Raw genomic sequence first — 17,806 nt, forward strand, 5'->3', positions numbered from 1 at the left:
ACTAATAATTACCAAACATTAAAATCATGACAAACAAATTTTTAACTTTTATTTTATGTGCAGCTGTATTTTCTTTTACAAGTTGTGACTCTGAAGATGCACCAATAGCACCAATAGTTGTAGTTATAGACGGAGCAGCTATTTCACCAGAAGTTGGTGGACCAAATGAACCACATCAAGTATATGTAGACTTAAGTACAAATACAACTACTGTTGTAAAAAGAGATTCTTGGGATTTAGGTTTCTATTCAGGATCAGAATTTAGAGTTAGCTTAAATGGATCAATTTCTATGGCAACCGCTGAACTATCTACAACAAATATTGATGCTGTTAAATCTTCCGATCAAGAAGTAATCGATTTACAACCATTGGTAAGAACAAATACGTATACAGATGAAAGTGTTCCTTTTGTTGATGCTCCAAATGGAGATATTCTTGAAACTGCGATTTCTGAAATTTCTGATACGGATTCTGAGAACAAAGTATATTTAGTAAATCTTGGGTATGAAGTAGATACAACTTCACCTGCAACAGGTAGCTATTCGGCAAATGGAGAAGCTAGAGGTTGGAAAAAAATTAGAATCTTGAAAGATGCTAACAATTATATCTTACAGTATGCTGATTTAGATGCTACTACACACAAAGAAATTACTATCTCTAAAAAAGAAGCATATCATTTTACTTTTTTTAGTTTTAATACTGAAAATGAAGTTAGTGTAGAACCTTTAAAAAACGAATGGGATTTAAATTTTACAATTTTCACAAACTTAATCCCTACTGCAGGACCTTATGTATATCCAGATTATGTAACAAATAATATAAAATCAGATGCCAAAGTTTATATGCTAGATACAGAAGAAGATGGGTTTACTTATGATGATTTTTCTATTACCGATGTAGACGCTACAAAATTTACTACAGACCAAAGAAGTATTGGTAGTAGTTGGAGAAATGGGGGAGGACCTAGTAGTTTACCTTCATTGAAAGAGAACGTCTTTTATGTAATAACTGATACTGATGGTAATTTATATAAATTAAAATTTTTAGCATTAACTAATGAAGCAGGTGAGCGTGGATATCCTGAATTTGTATATAGTTTATTACAATAAAATAGTCCCTCAGCAATCTTTAGATTGTTATTTTAGTTGGAAAGGCCGTTTAAACGAAAGTTTAAATGGCTTTTTTATTTCTTAATTACTTGGTTGTAATTTACCAATTCTGTTAAACCTTCTTTATCTGGTTCTTCGGCAAAAGAACGCAGATAAGTATCTAAATATTCGATGGCCCTATCTTCTGGATAAAACAAAACTTTGTTTTGGTCGGTAGACCATTCTATAACGTTTATATACGTTTTACCTTCAAAAGTTCTATAGAAACTTTGTGCATTTTCTGGCAGTTTTTCTTGCAATTCTTCATCTAGATAAATAATGTAATATTTTAAATCTGCTGTAAAAAAATGAAATGATAATAGATTGTCATAAAAACCAGTTAGGTTGTTTGCTAACGGCAGCATAATCGTAAAAACCAAAATGGCCAATTTTTGCGTATTGAAAAATTGTATAAAAAACTCAAAGGCGTTCGATGTTTTTAACGTCCAGAATAGAATTACCACACTTACCATGTTCTGAATATTCCAAGGCACCACATTGTAACCATATCCTAAATAAAAGAGTAAAACGGTAATTGTACCGTGCATTAAAAGAATAAACACGACTCCAAATTTTCTTGTTTTATTAAAGAGCAATAAAATGCCCATTAAAGCTTCTAACCAAGGCACAGCATACGTAAAAGCAACTAAAAACCATTGAGGTAAAAAACTAAAATGTTTATTGATAGCACCCAACCATTGTATGTAAAAAGCTTCATTTAATTTCTGAATTCCGCTCCAGAAATAGGTAGCAAAAAAGATCAAAATGATGGCATATAATATTTTTCTTGGATTTGCTTTTCTGTTGAAAATTTCAATCGCAAAAATGGTTAAAAAACTCTGATAAAAGTAGGGTTGTAGTCGGTTTTGATCTACGAGCGCTAAAAAGAGATATAAACCAAGAATAGTCCAACCTTGCCATCTTTTATTCAGAAAAATGTAGACAATTTGTATCGCAAAAAAGAATCCGGCTAAAATATAATCGAACGGATATGTTGGTATCGGTAACCAATCGAATAACGGGATTATGGGGAAGTTTTTTGTGGTGACCCATAATTTTGGAGCGTACACCATCATTATTAAAACAGCAAGAATAGCAAGGATTCTTACCCAGTTTATTTTCTGTTTGTCTGTTAGATTTGTGATCATCTTAATTATTTATTGAACCAGACCTCTCAGGTTTTAAAAAAACTGTGAGTTCTTTATAATCTATTTATTTTATTTTATTTTATTTTTTATAAAGCTTGTCATTTCTAAATAAGTTTTGAACCTTTCGACTCCGCTCAAGATAAACTAATTAGAAATCTCATCATTATAACTCCATTTTTTTTAGATTACTCTTTATTTTCTACTCGGAATGATAAATAAACGCTCCTTTTCACCTTGTTAGCAAACAAGTCTAGCCCTGATTGAAATGACATCCTTTTTATAGCCTTTATTAATAGGTGTCTTTGCGAGGAACGAAGCAATCTCCTCAATTAAGGGATTGCTACAGTTTACAAAAAAGTAAACTTCGCAATGACGGCTATAAAAAGATATAGTGTAAAGCAGGAAATAGCTTCTAATAAACTAGTTTCTCCGCCAAATATTTAGCTGTATAAGACTCCTTATTTTTAGCTAATTTTTCTGGAGTTCCTTCAAAAATAAGGTTTCCACCATTTTTACCTCCTTCTAAACCTAAATCAATTATATAATCTGCACATTTAATCAATTCGATATTATGTTCTATGACGATTATGGAATTCCCTTTTTCGATTAAGGCATTAAACGACTCCAATAACTTTTTAATATCATGAAAATGTAAACCTGTTGTAGGTTCATCAAAAATGAATAATGCTTTGTCTTTGGTGTTTCCTTTAACTAAAAACGACGCTAATTTTATACGTTGCGCTTCTCCACCAGAAAGAGTAGAAGAAGACTGCCCTAATTGTACATAACCTAAACCTACATCTTGCAACGGTTTTAATTTACTCGCTATTTTAGGAACTAAATTTTCCGAGAAAAAAGCAACAGCATCATCTATGGTTAAGTTTAAAATATCGTCAATCGATTTTCCATCGAACTTTACTTCTAAAACCTCTTTTTTAAAGCGTTTTCCGTTACAAACATCGCATTCTAAATGCACATCTGCCATAAATTGCATTTCGATAGTAACTTCTCCTTCACCTTTACAAACCTCGCAACGACCGCCTTCTACATTAAAAGAGAAGTGTTTTGGTTTGTAGTTTCTAATACCCGATAATTTCTGATTTGCAAATAGTGAACGAATGTCATCATAAGCCTTTATATATGTTACCGGATTAGAACGAGAAGAACGTCCAATAGGATTCTGATCGATAAATTCTACATGTTTTAGAGTGTCAAAGTCTCCTTTTATTTCTGTATGCTGACCGATTTTTTCTCCATGACCAATCAGTTTTTTTTGCATGGTTGGATACAAAATATTTTTAACCAACGTACTTTTTCCGGAACCAGAAACGCCTGTAATTACCGATAAACAGTTTAATGGAAATGTAACATCTACATTTTTTAAATTGTTTTCTCTAGCTCCAATAATTTGTATTTTATTTCTAGAAGTTCTACGTTTTGTAGGAACTTCAATTTTTAATTCTTCGTTTAGATATTTAGCGGTTAAAGATTCTGATTTTAAGATTTCGTCAAAATTTCCTTCGGCAACTACATGTCCGCCATAAGTACCTGCTTCCGGACCGATATCTATAATATAATCGGCTTCTCTCATAATATCTTCGTCGTGTTCTACCACAACAACGGTATTTCCTAAATCTCGTAAATCTTTTAAAACACCAATCAATCTTTCGGTGTCTTTTGGATGTAAACCAATACTTGGTTCGTCTAAAATATACATAGAACCAACCAAAGAACTCCCTAATGAAGTAGCTAAATTGATACGCTGACTTTCACCTCCAGAAAGTGTATTAGAGGTTCTGTTAATGGTTAAATAAGACAAGCCCACATCGGTTAAAAATAACAAACGATTGTTAATTTCCGTTAACAAACGTTCTCCTATTTTTTCTTCGTATTTGTCTAGTTTGATGTTCTTAAAAAAGACTGCCAATTCATCTAAAGGAAGTGTTACTAGATCGGATATTGTCTTTTCATTTATTTTGACAAAATTAGTTTCATGCCTTAAACGTTTTCCGTTACACGATGTACATTTTGTTTTTCCGCGGTAGCGAGAAAGCATGACTCTATTCTGAATTTTATAACTCTTTTCTTCTAAAACGGTAAAGAAATGATGAATTCCGTTGAATGATTTATTTCCGTTCCAAACCAATTCTTTTTGTTCTTCTGTAAGCTGAAACCAAGGTTTGTGAATAGGAATATCAAATTGATAGGCAACATCTATTAAATCTTCTTTATAATGTATATAAGAAGGTGTTTTAAATGGAAAAATACAATCTTCCATAATTGATAAACCAGTATTTGGGATGACCAAATCTTCATCAATACCAATTACATTTCCATAGCCCTCACAAGTTGGGCAAGCACCATAGGGATTGTTAAAACTAAATAAATGCGTGTTAGGTTCTAAGAAAGACATGCCGTCTAAATCGAACTTATTACTAAATTCAGCGACTTTATTATCGGCTAAATTTTCTATAAAACAAATACCTTTTCCTTCAAAAAAAGCAGTCTGAATTGAATCTGCTAATCGGTTGTAAAAATCTTCATCGTCTTTTGTTACAATTCTATCTACTACTAAATATAAAGGTTCGTTCTTAAAATCCGCTTGCGGAAAACCTGCAATTCGGTAAACTTTATCACTCCATTTTAAACGTGCGTAGCCTTGTTGTTCTAAAACTTGTAAAACCGTTTTTAAATCTCGGTTTTCATCAATTGTAATAGGTGCTAATAATAACAGTTTTGTTTTATCATCAAACTCTTTTACAAAATTAACAACATCAGAAACAGTGTCTTTTTTAACTTCTTTACCAGAAATAGGAGAGAAGGTTCTACCAATTCTGGCATATAATAATTTTATATAATCGTAAATTTCTGTTGAAGTCCCCACAGTAGAACGCGGATTTGTAGAATTTACTTTTTGCTCAATAGCAATTGCAGGTGCAATACCTTTTATATAATCTACTTTTGGTTTGTGTAATTTTCCTAAAAACTGACGCGCATAAGAAGATAAACTCTCTACATAACGTCTTTGACCTTCTGCATATAGCGTATCAAAAGCTAAAGAAGATTTTCCAGAACCAGAAAGACCTGTAATTACCACCAATTTATTTCTTGGTATAACTACATCTATATTCTTTAGGTTGTGGAGTCTAGCTCCTTTAATAATAATACTTTCTTTCGGATTTACTTTAGAAATGTCAGTCTTCATTCATGAAAAATATAAGCTATAAAAATACCGTTTTTTTAAACCATTTTGAAAGAAATGTGAATGAATTTTGTTAAAATATTTGTCGATTTAAAAAATAATATTGATATTTGGCTTTCATAAGCACCACTAAATTAGACGCATATACATAAAAAACTACTTTTAAATTATTAATTTAATAATAAAAAAAGAAGAGCAACTTGTTCTTCAATAGTAGTTATGACGCAGAAAAACTCAAATACAGATAGTACTTTAGTAAGCGATTACATTAAAGGTAATGAAGCTGCTTTAGCAGTTTTAATAAAAAGACATCAGCAAAGATTGTTTAGCTTTATATATAGTAAAGTACACGATAGAGATATTACAGAAGACATTTTTCAAGACACGTTTATAAAAGTTATTAGAACTTTAAAAAAAGGAAACTATAACGAAGAGGGTAAGTTTTTACCTTGGGTTATGAGAATTGCTCATAATTTGGTGATAGATCATTTTAGAAAAACCAATAGAATGCCTTCCTTTAAGAATACAAATGAGTTTGATATCTTTTCTGTTTTAGGTGATGGAAACCTAAATGCTGAAAAACAAATTATAAAAGATCAGATTCATACGGATGTTAGAGAACTTATAAATGAATTGCCAGAAGAGCAAAAAGAGGTTTTGGTAATGCGTATGTATAAAGATATGAGTTTTAAAGAAATTAGCGAAAATACAGGTGTTAGTATCAATACTGCATTGGGTAGAATGCGTTATGCACTTATAAATATGCGTAAGTTAATAGAGAAACATAAAATTATTTTAGTAGATTAACAATAAATGAAAAAAGTTGTCGTTAGTAGTTTATAACCAATTTATTAAACAAACTATATGATGCAACTTTACTCAAAAAAGCCTTCTGATTTACAGATGCAACCCAAACAAGAAACAGTTCAATTTTTGATTAATTTTTCCAAATCGCTAACTTTTGTAAAAACGAAATCAAAAGACTTCATTGAATTGAATTTGAATTAAGAGAGGAAAAAGCTTCAACTAACGTTGGGGCTTTTTTTTGTATGCATCTTTTTTTATGTTATATGAGTTAATATAGTCTTTGACTTTTACGGAACTTGCAGTCATGGAAAATATATTAGTAGCAGGTGCCAATGGTACCACAGGAAAAAAAATAGTAAACTTATTACAAAAATCACAATATTTTAATCCAATTGCTATGGTTCGTAAAGAGAGTCAGAAAAAGCAATTTGAAGATGAAAATGTAACCACTGTTTTAGCAGATTTAGAAAAGGACGTTTCATTTACAACAGAAAATATTGATAAAATTATTTTCGCTGCCGGTTCTGGTGGCAAAAAAGTAGTAGCAGTAGATCAAGAAGGTGCTAAAAAATTAATAGACGCTGGTAAGCATACAAAAGTTAGAAAGTTTGTAATGTTAAGTTCTATGGGGGCAGATAATCCAGAAAGTTCAGACAAACTTAAAGATTATTTAAAGGCAAAACAAAATGCAGATGTTTATTTAAGAGAAAGTAAATTACCTTATTCTATTGTGAGACCTGGAGCATTAAATAATGAAAAAGGGAAAGGTAAAATAGAGTTGAGTAGTAAATTAAACAAACATGGAGAAATTAGTAGAGATGATGTTGCACAAACTTTAGTACATGCTTTATATGACACTGCAGCTCTTAATAATACTTTTGAAATAATAGCAGGAGAAACGTTAATAGGTGAAGCAATACCTAGTTCATAAAACTTCTTTTTAGTATAAATAATACACCTTAATTAAGGTGTATTATTTTTTTTATGATATTCGTCTAAAACAGATTTTCTACCAACTGTACTTGTAATAATATCTTTATCTAAATCCCAACCACGAGCAGGAGAATATTCTCTTCCGTACCAAATGATTTGTAAATGTAAATCGTTCCAAATTTCTTTTGGAAACAATCGTTTTGCATCCTTTTCTGTTTGTGCAACACTTTTACCGTTGCTTAAGTTCCAGCGATACATTAATCTTAAGATATGAGTATCAACCGGAAAAGCAGGTATACCAAAAGCTTGACTCAATACAACTCCAGCCGTTTTATGACCAACCGCAGGTAATTCTTCTAAACCTTCGAAAGTTTGCGGAACTTCTCCATCATATTTTTCAATTAAAATTTTAGACAATCCGTAAATTCCTTTGCTTTTCATTGGTGATAAACCACAAGGACGAATAATTTCCTTAATTTCTTCTACGGTCATTTTTACCATATCAAAAGGATTATCCGCTTTAGCGAACAATAAAGGTGTTATTTTATTTACTCTAACATCTGTGCATTGCGCAGACAATAAAACAGCAATTAATAACGTATAAGGATCTTTATGGTCTAAAGGAACTGGTATTTCAGGATATTTTTCTTGAAGTGTGTCAATTACAAATTGTACTTTTTCTTTTTTTGTCATTATTTGAAGTTACAAAATTTACAAGTCTGCAAGTTACAAAGTTCTAGTTGAAACCTTATTTGTTTTTATGAATTAACTTTTAGATTGAAAAAAATACACTTCGACAAGCTCAGTGTGATATTAGAAACTTTAATTGATTTATGGATGATTAAAATGGCACTTTAAAAACATATTCACTATTTATTAAGCTACCTACTTTAGACTTCAAGAATACTTTGTTACTTTGTATCTTTGTAATTAAAAATAAAAAAAATGACATCACTAAAAATAGGAGATAACGCTCCGCAGTTTGAAGCAAAAGACAACGCAGGAAATATCATTAAACTTTCTGACTATACAGGTAAAAAATTAGTTTTATTCTTTTACCCAAAAGCAAGCACTCCAGGTTGTACTAACGAAGCTTGTGATTTACGCGACAACTATCAATCTTTTTTAGCAAAAGGATATGATGTTTTAGGAGTAAGTGCAGATTCTGAAAAAAGACAACAAAATTTTATCAATAAAAATGAATTGCCTTTTCCGCTTTTAGCAGATGAAGACAAAGCTGTAATTGAAGCTTTTAATGTTTGGGGACCAAAGAAGTTTATGGGGAAAGAATATGATGGAATTCACAGAACTACTTTTGTAATTGATGAAAAAGGAGTGATTGAAGATATTATCTTAAAAGTAAAAACAAAGGCACATGCTGCTCAGATTTTAGATTAAGCAATGATTAACGATTTCTGAATTCCGAATTTTATGAGTTCAGGAGTACTTTTTGTATTCGTAATTTCAAATAGCTCTCTTTTATGAGATTTTAAAGAACTTTCTGTAATATGTAATATTGCAGAAAGTTCTTTTTCATTTTTATCAGAATGCACAAATAATGCCTGTAATATTTCTAACTTTCGTTTTGTAAACGTGTAATTATCAATATTTATTTTTGAGGAGGTTTTACCTTTTTTTATAGATTGATGAACGAAACAATTTAGAATTACCTTTTTAAAATTTTGTAAGTCTTCATCTTTTCCTACAAAAACATCTACCCCTTTATTTATTGCTTTTTCTTTGATGAAATTATTATTCATGGTAGTTAATGCAATGATTTTAAAATGATTATTTCCTTTTTTTATTTCATCAATAAAATCTAAAGAACATGTTCCATTAAAATTTACATCTAAGATTAAAACATCTAAGTTTTGATAATTTGTAAATGCAATTAGTTCTTTTAGTGTGATAAAAGTATTGGTCACATTTAATTCCGAATGAACATTTAAGCTGTCTTTTAAAGCATCACAAAAAAAACGATTATCGTCTGCAATAACTATTCTTATTGGGGTTTTAGTCATTTGTAATGGGGATATTGATTTCGAAATTAGAACCTTTTTTATTGGTGTTTATTTGTAAAGTTCCGTTAATTTGTTTTACTCTGTTTTTTACACTTTCTAAACCCAAACCTTTCTTGGTTATTATTTTTTCATCAAAACCAATTCCATTATCATTTACTTTTAGTGTAACTAGTTGGTTTTTATGTTGGTTTAGCGTTATTTTAATTTCTGAAGCTTTAGAGTATTTTATAGCATTTGTAGTAAGCTCAGAGATTATTCGATATAAGTGTACACATTTATCTTGCGATAATTCGATGTTTTTAAGGTTGAAATTATAACTGATTTTGTGTTTTGTTAAATGGTCTATTTTAGTACAGAATTCTATTAAACTATCAATAAAATTATCTGCATTTACTTTTGGTGCGTATAAGCTGTTTAATAAATATCTATAATCTTTATAAAAAGCATCTAAAATTTCTTCTACTTTTTCTGGTGTTTTTTCATCTTTCTGTAATAAACGTAGTTTTAAAGCTTCTAAATATCCTCCAAAAGTATCATGAACATTATTTACTAAGTTGTTTCTTTCTGTGTGTTGAAAGGCTAATGTTTTATTTTGAAAATTATATTTTAATTCATTACTCACTTTTTTGAGTTTAAAATATTTAAATTGAGTTTCTATGACCGAACCAAAAATAAATCGAGTAAATAGTAATATTTCTATAACCAACGTGATATAATAAATTGTAGATCCGCTAAACTTTATATACAAACTATTGTGGACACTTGGGTTTATAATTTGACCACTTATTATTGCTAAAATTGGCAGTATAAAAGCGATAACTAAATAAATTGGTAGTTGTTTTGTAATGGTTAAATAGAGGTGATTTAGTACCCAAATAAAAGCAATTACTTTTAAGATTGTCCAAACATAGAGGTATAAAACAATTAATCCGCCAAATAAAAATTTATAGATATAGAATAGTAAAAGTGTTAAGGCAATGTAGGCTCCTATCTTAAAAAGTAGTTTAGGAATTACTTGAGATTTATTTAATTTATAAAACTTCAGATAAAAAAAACCAATACAAGCTACTCCTATTGTTTGGCTAATACTTCTAATATTGTTGATAGCAAACTCACTTCCTGACCAGAAATATTGTACTCCAATTCCTTTACCTGCTAGAAATTCTATTAAAACAGTAAAAATATATAATGGATAAAATAAAACAGTGTACTCTTTTTTTAAAATGGCAAAAAAGACCAGTATAAATGCCATCGAAATTAGAAACGCGATAAACATTCCGAAATAAAAATATTCTGTTTCTACACGCTTTAAAAATTGATTTTCTGTTTCTAAAAAGAAAGACATTCTTGTTCTAGTATCCTTATTTTTAACCTCCAGAAAAACATCGGTTTTTATATTATTATCTACTGGTATTTTCCAAACAGGGTATCTATAAAAAATATTTTTATGCGGAAATTCTTTGTTATTAGAGACTTTGTAAAGTGTGTCGATTTGATTTCCCTTTTTTAAATAAATTTTTCCATAAGGCAAATATGGGTTTGCAATTGTAAAGTACTTGTATGCTGTTTTTGTTGAAGTTGCGGGTAATAATGAAAAGTGATTCCACAAAGTATTTCCTCCTAAATGTTTATAAATTTTAGGATGCTCTTCCTTTTCAAAATTACCTAATTCATAGTTTTTTATAATTTCTGTAATGGAAACAGCATCTTTAGAAGGTTGTTTAAAAAAGGATATTGAATGATATATTGAAGAAGATTCCTCTTGTGAAAAAGAATTTAAAGTGAGCAATAGTAGGAGGAAGATTAGTTTTATTTTCACAAATAGAATTTAAATACCCTACTAAAGTATGGTTTTTTTTTATGACTTCCTCTTAATTTTGTAGATGAAAAAGAAAAAAATATGGAAGTTAAAAAATTATATGATTATAATGAATTAAAAATTATTGGTAATAAATATCAAATTAAAGATAAAGAAATACCAATAAACCTTATAGAAGATTTTCTTAGTTTTTATAATTTAAATTTACACGATTTGTCTACACTTAGTAAGTTTTCTGAAAATTTACAAGAAGAAAAGCGTTTTAAAAAATTGAATAAATCTAAATTTAATTCATTAACAAACAAAGAACTTCAAATTTTTAAATTGGTTGTTCAAGGAAATACAACAAATAAAATTTCAACACAGCTTTTTATAGAGCCTACTACAGTTAGTACGCATAGAAAAAGTATAAAACAAAAATTAGAGTTAGAATCAATATTTGATTTGTATAAATACGCAAATGCATTTAATATTTTTTGATAAGATATAAAAAGGAGAAGTAAAATTGTTTGAATGAAAAAAGTGGGCAAATTAAAACGTGTTCACTTTTTATATTAAAAAAGAGTGTAGTAATTATTAAATTTAAATAAAATGAAAAGAGTAACAATATTATTTATAGTTAGCTTAATGTTTATAACTCAAAACATCAATTCACAGGCAATTACAAACGTAAAAACCCTGTTAGAAGAAAATGAATATGGTAATGCTAGATTAATAATAACACCAAATACTTATGATATGGCAGCAAAAAAGCCTACCAAAACCTCTGGTGTTTATGGGCTTTTAGTTTGTTATAGGTATAAAGGCGTTCAAAAAGCGTTACATCAAGATTTAACTTACGATTTTGCCAAAAAAGGTAAAAAGGAGTTGTTTTTAGGTATGTCTGCAAAGAAATCTAACATTTCTATTGGTCAGGTTTTATTTTATAGAAGAGATTTAGTAAATCCTAAGAATTTTCCTAAAAAATCTGATTGTTTTAAATAGTAGTCTAAAACCAAAACTTCATTCCAACTTTTGTAATTGATGAAAATGGTGTTGTAGAAGATGTTATTGCTAAAGTAAAATAAAAGCACACGCTGCTCAGATATTAGAGTAAAAGTGTTGCAAATATTAAAAACAAAAACGAGTTGATGTACATCAACTCGTTTTTGTTTTTTAAGATATCTAAGTTTTAAAATAATGTGTAACCAAAAATAACAGAAACTATGTTGTTTTTGAAACCAACTGTATCATTGTCGTAGTTTAAACTTTTTTGATTCTCGTATCTTAGTTCAATAGTATATTTGTTTTTTAAGCTATATCCCATTCCTACAGAAGAAAAACCATTTGTTTTATGATCTCTTGTTGCAGTATTTCTAGTTTCATCAGCTATTATATAGCTTATTGTTGTTTTTCCAGTAGTAAATATTGAATATGAAGCATTGATAAAAAGTTTAGAATCTGAGTTTAAAAACATGTAATGTCTTATTCCTAAAGGGATGTCTAATTTGTTGTATTCTGTTTTTAAAGTATAAAAAGGTGTAGGTTGGTCAAAAAAAGGCTTACTACGTTTTGTGTATTTGTCTAAATTAAAAGTAGTATAATTAGGTTCTATAAATATAGCCCATTTGTTTTTATTGAAATTTAAATTGAATTCGGCTTCTAGTCCTATTTTTAGACCCAACCCTTGTGAATCATCCTCATTATTAAAGCTTGTTTGCGTATACGTTTTATTAGTTGTAGAGGCGTAAGATGCTCCTGCTTTAAGGTTTAAGCTAATTATTTTTTCATCTTTTTTAGAAACTATTTCTGTGAATTTTGGGTTTACGCATTTGTTATAGCTTGCAAAGTAATTGGTTAGTTCTTTTGTTTTGTAATCTAGTCGTTGAATTTCTTTATTAGATATGGTTTCACATTTTACATCTTTAGATAGTTGTTGATGAAATCTATTATTTTTTTTAATTGTAGATCTGTTAATGTAATACCTTTTATAAATTAATTGTTTAGGTGTATTGTTGTTACTAGTATAGAAGAATTTATAAATACTGTTTTTTTCGTATGAATATAAGTTAGCACTTCCGGAAATTAATAATTTTAAGAATAATGTTTCTTTAACAAATAAAGGATTTCTATTTTGAGTTAAATCAGCAGTTGTATTATCTCTAGATTTTTCTATGTTTACTGTATATCTTTCGAATTTCGAAAAATTATGAATACCAAATTCTTTAACATCTTTAATTGTTATTATTTTTTCATCAGAATTTTCTAGTAATTTGTATTTAAAAGAAGTAGGGTTATTAAGCCAGTCTAGATTTTTTATAAGGCATTCAACTTTTTCATCATTATTGTTGATAAAATAGCCTTTTTCGAAAGTAATTTGACTATAAAAATTAAGGCAAAATAAAAGTGTTATTAGTAAAGGTAATTTTTTTGTCATATTTGTTATTATAATTATTAAAATTTCATGCCAACTTTAAAGTTTAAAACTCTTCCTGTCATATAATTTGGGATTCCGAATTGTGTTTTAGAATATACATCCCTTACCCAAGTATTGGTAATTGAGTTTTGAATATCAAACATATTAAAAAGCTCTAAACCTGCTGATAATTCTTTAAATTTAGACATCCAACCTGTTGTGTATTGTTTATTTGCATCCACAAAAATATAAGAAACTCCTAAATCTGCACGTTTATAATCTCTTAAACGGCTTTGATAATCATACACATTTGCATAAGATGGAGAACCACCAGGAACACCTGTGTTGTAGACCAAGTTTAAATAGGCTTTTAAGTTTGGTAAATTAGGAACATAATCTTGAAAAAGAATTCCGAATTTAATGCGTTGGTCAGAAGGTCTAGCAATATAACCTTGGTTGTCTATGTTTTCTTCTGTTTTTAGATACCCTAAACTTACCCAGCTTTCGCTACCTGGAACAAACTCGCCATTTAAACGAACATCCAAACCGGTTGCATACGCTTTTGTAACATTGTCTGCTCTATAACGAATTCTAACATTGTCTATAGAATAAGCGTTTACATCAGATAAGTCTTTGTAATACATTTCTGTAGTTAGTTTAAATGGTCTGTCCCACATATCAAAACTATAATCCATTCCTGTAACTAAGTGAATCGATTTTTGAGCTTTTACATCTACATTAATATCACCATTAAAATCTCTTAATTCTCTATATGAAGGCGGTTGAGAATACCATCCACCAGAAATTCGAAACAGCATATCTTTGTCCCAATTTGGTTTGATAGCAAATTGACCTCTAGGACTAATAATTGTCTGGTTTTTAGATTCGATATCGTTTCCTGTAACTGACCAACTTTGAGCTCTAAGTCCTAAATTATAAAAAACTTCATGTTCATTCCAAAATGAACGTTGATTAAATTGTACAAAGGCAGAAACTCTATTAATGGCAACGTTATTATCTTTTCTGATGTTTTGATAAGGAGTGATTTCACCTTCAAAAGCTTCATAAGGTTGATTGTTAGAGGTATGGTTTGGAGGTCTTATAGAAAAGCCTAAAGAATCAATCATTTCCCATTCTCTAATACGATCTCTAATGTCTTCTTTTTGATATTTTGCTCCAAAACTCCATTGTATATCATCTTTCTTGATAGTTCCTTTTATTTGAATATTGGTAATTACTGCATCTAAATCGTTACGAGCATGGTTTAATTGTGAGCCAATTCCTTGAGAGAAATCTACTTCTCCAAAATTGTCTGAACCTATATTAGCGTCAACTTCACCTAAATTGTAGGCTGCAGCAATATCAAAATGCTCTTCTTCTTGTGTGTTGTATCTAGACGCTGTAGTTGTTAATGTAAAGTTGTCATTCACTTTATAATCCGCAGAAAAAGCACCAAACATCGTTAAATATTTATCTTGCTCTTGCCCTGAATAAAAAACGATTAATTCTAAAGGGGCTGCAACCGTACCAAAACGTGTTCTTCTAGAAATTGGTTGATAATTATAATCGTTCAAAGAAAAATTTCCTAGAAAATTTAAAGTAAATTTTTCTGAAAACTCATAAGATAAATAGGTTTGTACGTCTGTAAATTGTGGTCTAAAATTAGTTTCAATTTGTTTACTATTTACAAATAAGCTATTGTCTCTATATCTAACACCTGTAATTGTACTTAGTTTTTTATTTAGAAAATTACCTTCAAAAGTAACGCTTGCACCTAGTAAACTTGCATCTATTGTCGTAGCCGTTTCTGTAGGTTTCTTGTAGGCAATATCTAAAACAGAAGATAATTTATCTCCATATTTTGCTTGAAATCCACCAGCAGAAAAATTAATATTCTGCACCATATTAGAGTTGATAAAACTTAAGCCTTCTTGCTGACCAGATCTAATTAAAAAAGGTCTGTAAATTTCAATTCCGTTTACATATACCAAGTTTTCATCAAAATTACCACCTCTTACATTGTATTGTGTGCTTAATTCGTTGTTATTGCTAACACCGGGTAAAGTCATTAATACGTTTTCTACACCCGCATTGGGTCCAATTACATTTTTAACAACAGCAACATCAATCTTCTTTATACCTTGGGCATTTCTTACATTGTCTTTAATTATAATTTCTTTTAATTCTTCTGTTTTTGAAGAAAGAACAACAGAGTAACGGACACCGTTTCTGCTGTTTCCAATATATTTTTTAGTAAAAGTTCTATAGGATAAATGGCTAAAAACTAAGGTGATTTCTTCTTTAAAAGGAATTCGAATAGAGTAGTTTCCATTTTTATCTGTGGTAGTACCAACGTTGTTATACTTTATAGAAACTTGTTCAATAGGTTGTTTGTTTTTATCATTAACAGTTCCTTTAAGGATTGTTGTTTTTTGAGCAAAAGCAAAAACAGGGAGAAAGTATAAAAAGAGTAAGATTTTTTTCACGTAGGTTTTAGTTTACTTGTTTTTTAAAGAACGTTGTAGAAAGTGTATTCGTATTCCCAACATTGTCTGAGACTACAATTTTAAAGATATGTTTGCTACCAACCAATTTTTTATCACTAAAGTTATAGGTTAATATTCTTTTTTTATGATTGTATTCCATTAAAATCCATTCTCCATCTAAAGTAGCTCTATAGTTTTTAATTCCAGAACCAATATCAGAAATCTTTACTTTAATAGTTTCTCTTTTAGAAATCCAATCGTTATTTTTAAAATACAAGACGCTAGCTTTAGGCTTATGAGTATCTGAAACTAAAGCATATTTACCCAACGTTTTTGTAGTTGTATAAAACGTACTGTCCTTTTTTCGAGTGCTTAGGTAATATGGATATTTCGAGTTTTCTACATTCGCTATATAAAGTTGTTTTTTTTCGGCTTCAGAATATTTAGAAACATTAAAAGTTAATGTAAAACTTTTATCTAACGGAATATTAGGAGTATGAATTTTAGCAACGCCTTTATCAACCTTAAAATCTAAATATACATCTTCATAAAAAGTATTCTTAGGAAAAGCAACTGTAACATTTTCTTCTTTAAACTTTTGAAAGTTTTTAGAAACTATTTTATAGGCAGTGGTGTCTTTTGGTTGTGTAAAAAGGGTGTTGTTTTTTACACCAGTAATGGGGATTTTTAAGGTACTTGTGTTTCCTTTATAGTCTTTTGCAATAATTTCTATATTGTAATTCAATCCATTTTCAATATTTAATATGCCATTATCTATTAATCCCTTATATGTAGATAGTTTATTGGCTTTTTCTTTATAGGTTTTCTGATATTTTTTCTTATATTTTTTATAGTGCGGATAATCTATATGTAAGTTGATGAATTTACTTTCTGCAAAAGAAAATGTTTCTACATCATGATGATAAAAACGTTTTCCATTAACAAGCATTTCTAAACTAAATATTCCATTTTTATTGTATGCTTTGTCTAATTGGTCAAAAACATTTACACTAAAACCAATATGTCCAGAAGCAGCAATTTTACCCACTTTATATTTTCCTTTTTCTATACTCTTTAGAGATATAACCGTACTTCTATTTTTATTGTTAATTCTAGCATTCTGGTCTAATGGATACACTTTTAATGCTAAAAAAGTAGGTGGATTTGTATCAATAGGTTTCAACCCAAAAAACAAAGGATTAATGATGTGTTCTGTACTTGTATCTCTTATTTCGAAGTGTAAATGAGGTCCACCAGAACTACCAGTATCGCCAGAAAAAGCAATGATTTCTCCTTTTTTTATAGGAAATTGATCTGGTTTTAAAAATAAATTACCGGTTTCATAATTTTCCTTTTTGTATTGTATCGCTTTTACATACTCTTGTATTTTATCAGCATATTTACTGATGTGGGCATACACGGTTGTAAATCCGTTTGGATGCGTAATATAAATCGCTTTTCCAAAACCATATTGAGCAACTTTTATTCTAGAAATATAACCTTCTGCAGCTGCATATATTTTTAAGCCTTCTCTTCCTTGGGTTTTTATATCTACTCCAGAATGAAAGTGATTACTTCTTAATTCGCCAAAAGTACCTGATAAAATAGTAGGGATGCCTAAGGGATTTCTAAAATAGTCTTTTGGGTATTTTTCTTGTGAAAAACTAAAAAAAGCAGATAAGAATGTGAATAACAATAAGGTTTGTCTCAAAATGAAAATGTTTTCTGCAAAAATAGGGAAAATCATTTTTTGGTTAAAGAGTTAATCTTTAGTTTTTTAATAAAATAAGCAACAAAATGTTGTAAAGTTTAAAACAGAATGTTAACTTTGTAGTTATAGTTTTATT

At 29.3% G+C, this 17,806-nt stretch carries 14 protein-coding genes; 6 read left to right on the forward strand and 8 right to left on the reverse strand.

Translation table 11 applies throughout. The features are described 5' to 3' along the window. Window positions 1-26: 26 nt before the first annotated feature. Window positions 27-1,109 (forward strand): HmuY family protein, encoded by a 1,083-nt coding sequence (locus tag H0I28_RS02835; protein ID WP_218760384.1) that lies wholly within the window; start codon window positions 27-29, stop codon window positions 1,107-1,109. Window positions 1,110-1,183: 74 nt separating this feature from the next. Here H0I28_RS02835 and H0I28_RS02840 read toward each other — a convergent pair whose 3' ends face one another. After that, window positions 1,184-2,296 (reverse strand): HTTM domain-containing protein, encoded by a 1,113-nt coding sequence (locus tag H0I28_RS02840; protein ID WP_218760386.1) that lies wholly within the window; start codon window positions 2,294-2,296, stop codon window positions 1,184-1,186. A gap of 412 nt (window positions 2,297-2,708) precedes the next feature. After that, on the reverse strand, window positions 2,709-5,501 hold the full coding sequence (gene uvrA, locus H0I28_RS02845; protein WP_218760388.1) for an excinuclease ABC subunit UvrA: 2,793 nt from the start codon (window positions 5,499-5,501) through the stop codon (window positions 2,709-2,711). 216 nt (window positions 5,502-5,717) lie between these two features. On the opposite strand from uvrA, the gene H0I28_RS02850 reads away from it, so the two are divergent. Both H0I28_RS02850 and H0I28_RS02855 read left to right on the forward strand, forming a co-directional pair. Further along, a complete protein-coding gene (locus H0I28_RS02850; RefSeq protein WP_218733189.1) occupies window positions 5,718-6,305 on the forward strand; it encodes an RNA polymerase sigma factor in 588 nt (195 codons plus the stop codon). A 304-nt stretch (window positions 6,306-6,609) separates the two neighbouring features. Further along, complete coding sequence (locus H0I28_RS02855) at window positions 6,610-7,236, forward strand: SDR family oxidoreductase (protein WP_218752749.1); 627 nt, start codon at window positions 6,610-6,612, stop codon at window positions 7,234-7,236. Window positions 7,237-7,268: 32 nt separating this feature from the next. Here H0I28_RS02855 and nth read toward each other — a convergent pair whose 3' ends face one another. Then, complete coding sequence (nth, locus tag H0I28_RS02860; RefSeq protein ID WP_208888968.1) at window positions 7,269-7,931, reverse strand: endonuclease III; 663 nt, start codon at window positions 7,929-7,931, stop codon at window positions 7,269-7,271. A 252-nt stretch (window positions 7,932-8,183) separates the two neighbouring features. On the opposite strand from nth, the gene bcp reads away from it, so the two are divergent. Then, the gene (gene bcp / locus H0I28_RS02865; protein WP_218733193.1) at window positions 8,184-8,636 is read left to right on the forward strand and encodes a thioredoxin-dependent thiol peroxidase; all 453 of its coding nucleotides are present in this window, start codon (window positions 8,184-8,186) and stop codon (window positions 8,634-8,636) included. On the opposite strand, the gene H0I28_RS02870 is transcribed toward bcp, so the two are convergent. Together H0I28_RS02870 and H0I28_RS02875 are read right to left on the reverse strand one after the other, a co-directional pair. Next, window positions 8,633-9,259 (reverse strand): response regulator transcription factor, encoded by a 627-nt coding sequence (locus H0I28_RS02870; protein ID WP_218752750.1) that lies wholly within the window; start codon window positions 9,257-9,259, stop codon window positions 8,633-8,635. The genes bcp and H0I28_RS02870 overlap by 4 nt on opposite strands. Next, on the reverse strand, window positions 9,252-11,078 hold the full coding sequence (locus H0I28_RS02875) for an ATP-binding protein (protein ID WP_218760390.1): 1,827 nt from the start codon (window positions 11,076-11,078) through the stop codon (window positions 9,252-9,254). Before H0I28_RS02875 ends, H0I28_RS02870 begins: the two co-directional genes overlap by 8 nt. Window positions 11,079-11,159: 81 nt before the next feature. Here H0I28_RS02875 and H0I28_RS02880 point away from each other — a divergent pair, with 81 nt between their 5' ends. Both H0I28_RS02880 and H0I28_RS02885 read left to right on the forward strand, forming a co-directional pair. After that, window positions 11,160-11,558 (forward strand): helix-turn-helix transcriptional regulator, encoded by a 399-nt coding sequence (locus tag H0I28_RS02880; protein ID WP_218760391.1) that lies wholly within the window; start codon window positions 11,160-11,162, stop codon window positions 11,556-11,558. A gap of 111 nt (window positions 11,559-11,669) precedes the next feature. After that, complete coding sequence (locus H0I28_RS02885; protein ID WP_218760392.1) at window positions 11,670-12,062, forward strand: hypothetical protein; 393 nt, start codon at window positions 11,670-11,672, stop codon at window positions 12,060-12,062. Window positions 12,063-12,249: 187 nt separating this feature from the next. Here H0I28_RS02885 and H0I28_RS02890 read toward each other — a convergent pair whose 3' ends face one another. The 3 genes from H0I28_RS02890 to H0I28_RS02900 are packed head-to-tail and all read right to left on the reverse strand — an operon-like array spanning window position 12,250 to window position 17,706. Beyond that, window positions 12,250-13,494 carry an autotransporter outer membrane beta-barrel domain-containing protein gene (locus H0I28_RS02890; RefSeq protein WP_218760393.1) on the reverse strand — a complete coding sequence of 415 codons (1,245 nt, stop codon included), beginning with the start codon at window positions 13,492-13,494 and terminating at the stop codon, window positions 12,250-12,252. Between the two features lie 17 nt (window positions 13,495-13,511). Then, window positions 13,512-15,959, reverse strand: coding sequence for a TonB-dependent receptor (locus H0I28_RS02895; protein ID WP_218760394.1), 2,448 nt, complete (start codon window positions 15,957-15,959; stop codon window positions 13,512-13,514). Window positions 15,960-15,966: 7 nt separating this feature from the next. Next, window positions 15,967-17,706 carry a M23 family metallopeptidase gene (locus H0I28_RS02900; RefSeq protein WP_218760395.1) on the reverse strand — a complete coding sequence of 580 codons (1,740 nt, stop codon included), beginning with the start codon at window positions 17,704-17,706 and terminating at the stop codon, window positions 15,967-15,969. Between the last annotated feature and the right edge of the window lie 100 nt (window positions 17,707-17,806).

The organism is Polaribacter sp. AHE13PA (genome assembly GCF_019278505.1).
Classification (GTDB): Bacteria; Bacteroidota; Bacteroidia; order Flavobacteriales; family Flavobacteriaceae; genus Polaribacter.

Coding starts and splice junctions, on each gene's coding strand:
- bcp (WP_218733193.1), top strand. CDS start 8,184: ATGACATCACTAAAAATAGGAGATAACGCTCCGCAGTTTGAAGCAAAA.
- H0I28_RS02885 (WP_218760392.1), top strand. CDS start 11,670: ATGAAAAGAGTAACAATATTATTTATAGTTAGCTTAATGTTTATAACT.
- H0I28_RS02835 (WP_218760384.1), top strand. CDS start 27: ATGACAAACAAATTTTTAACTTTTATTTTATGTGCAGCTGTATTTTCT.
- H0I28_RS02850 (WP_218733189.1), top strand. CDS start 5,718: ATGACGCAGAAAAACTCAAATACAGATAGTACTTTAGTAAGCGATTAC.
- H0I28_RS02900 (WP_218760395.1), bottom strand. CDS start 17,706: ATGATTTTCCCTATTTTTGCAGAAAACATTTTCATTTTGAGACAAACC.
- H0I28_RS02890 (WP_218760393.1), bottom strand. CDS start 13,494: ATGACAAAAAAATTACCTTTACTAATAACACTTTTATTTTGCCTTAAT.
- H0I28_RS02880 (WP_218760391.1), top strand. CDS start 11,160: ATGGAAGTTAAAAAATTATATGATTATAATGAATTAAAAATTATTGGT.
- H0I28_RS02840 (WP_218760386.1), bottom strand. CDS start 2,296: ATGATCACAAATCTAACAGACAAACAGAAAATAAACTGGGTAAGAATC.
- H0I28_RS02855 (WP_218752749.1), top strand. CDS start 6,610: ATGGAAAATATATTAGTAGCAGGTGCCAATGGTACCACAGGAAAAAAA.
- nth (WP_208888968.1), bottom strand. CDS start 7,931: ATGACAAAAAAAGAAAAAGTACAATTTGTAATTGACACACTTCAAGAA.
- H0I28_RS02870 (WP_218752750.1), bottom strand. CDS start 9,259: ATGACTAAAACCCCAATAAGAATAGTTATTGCAGACGATAATCGTTTT.
- uvrA (WP_218760388.1), bottom strand. CDS start 5,501: ATGAAGACTGACATTTCTAAAGTAAATCCGAAAGAAAGTATTATTATT.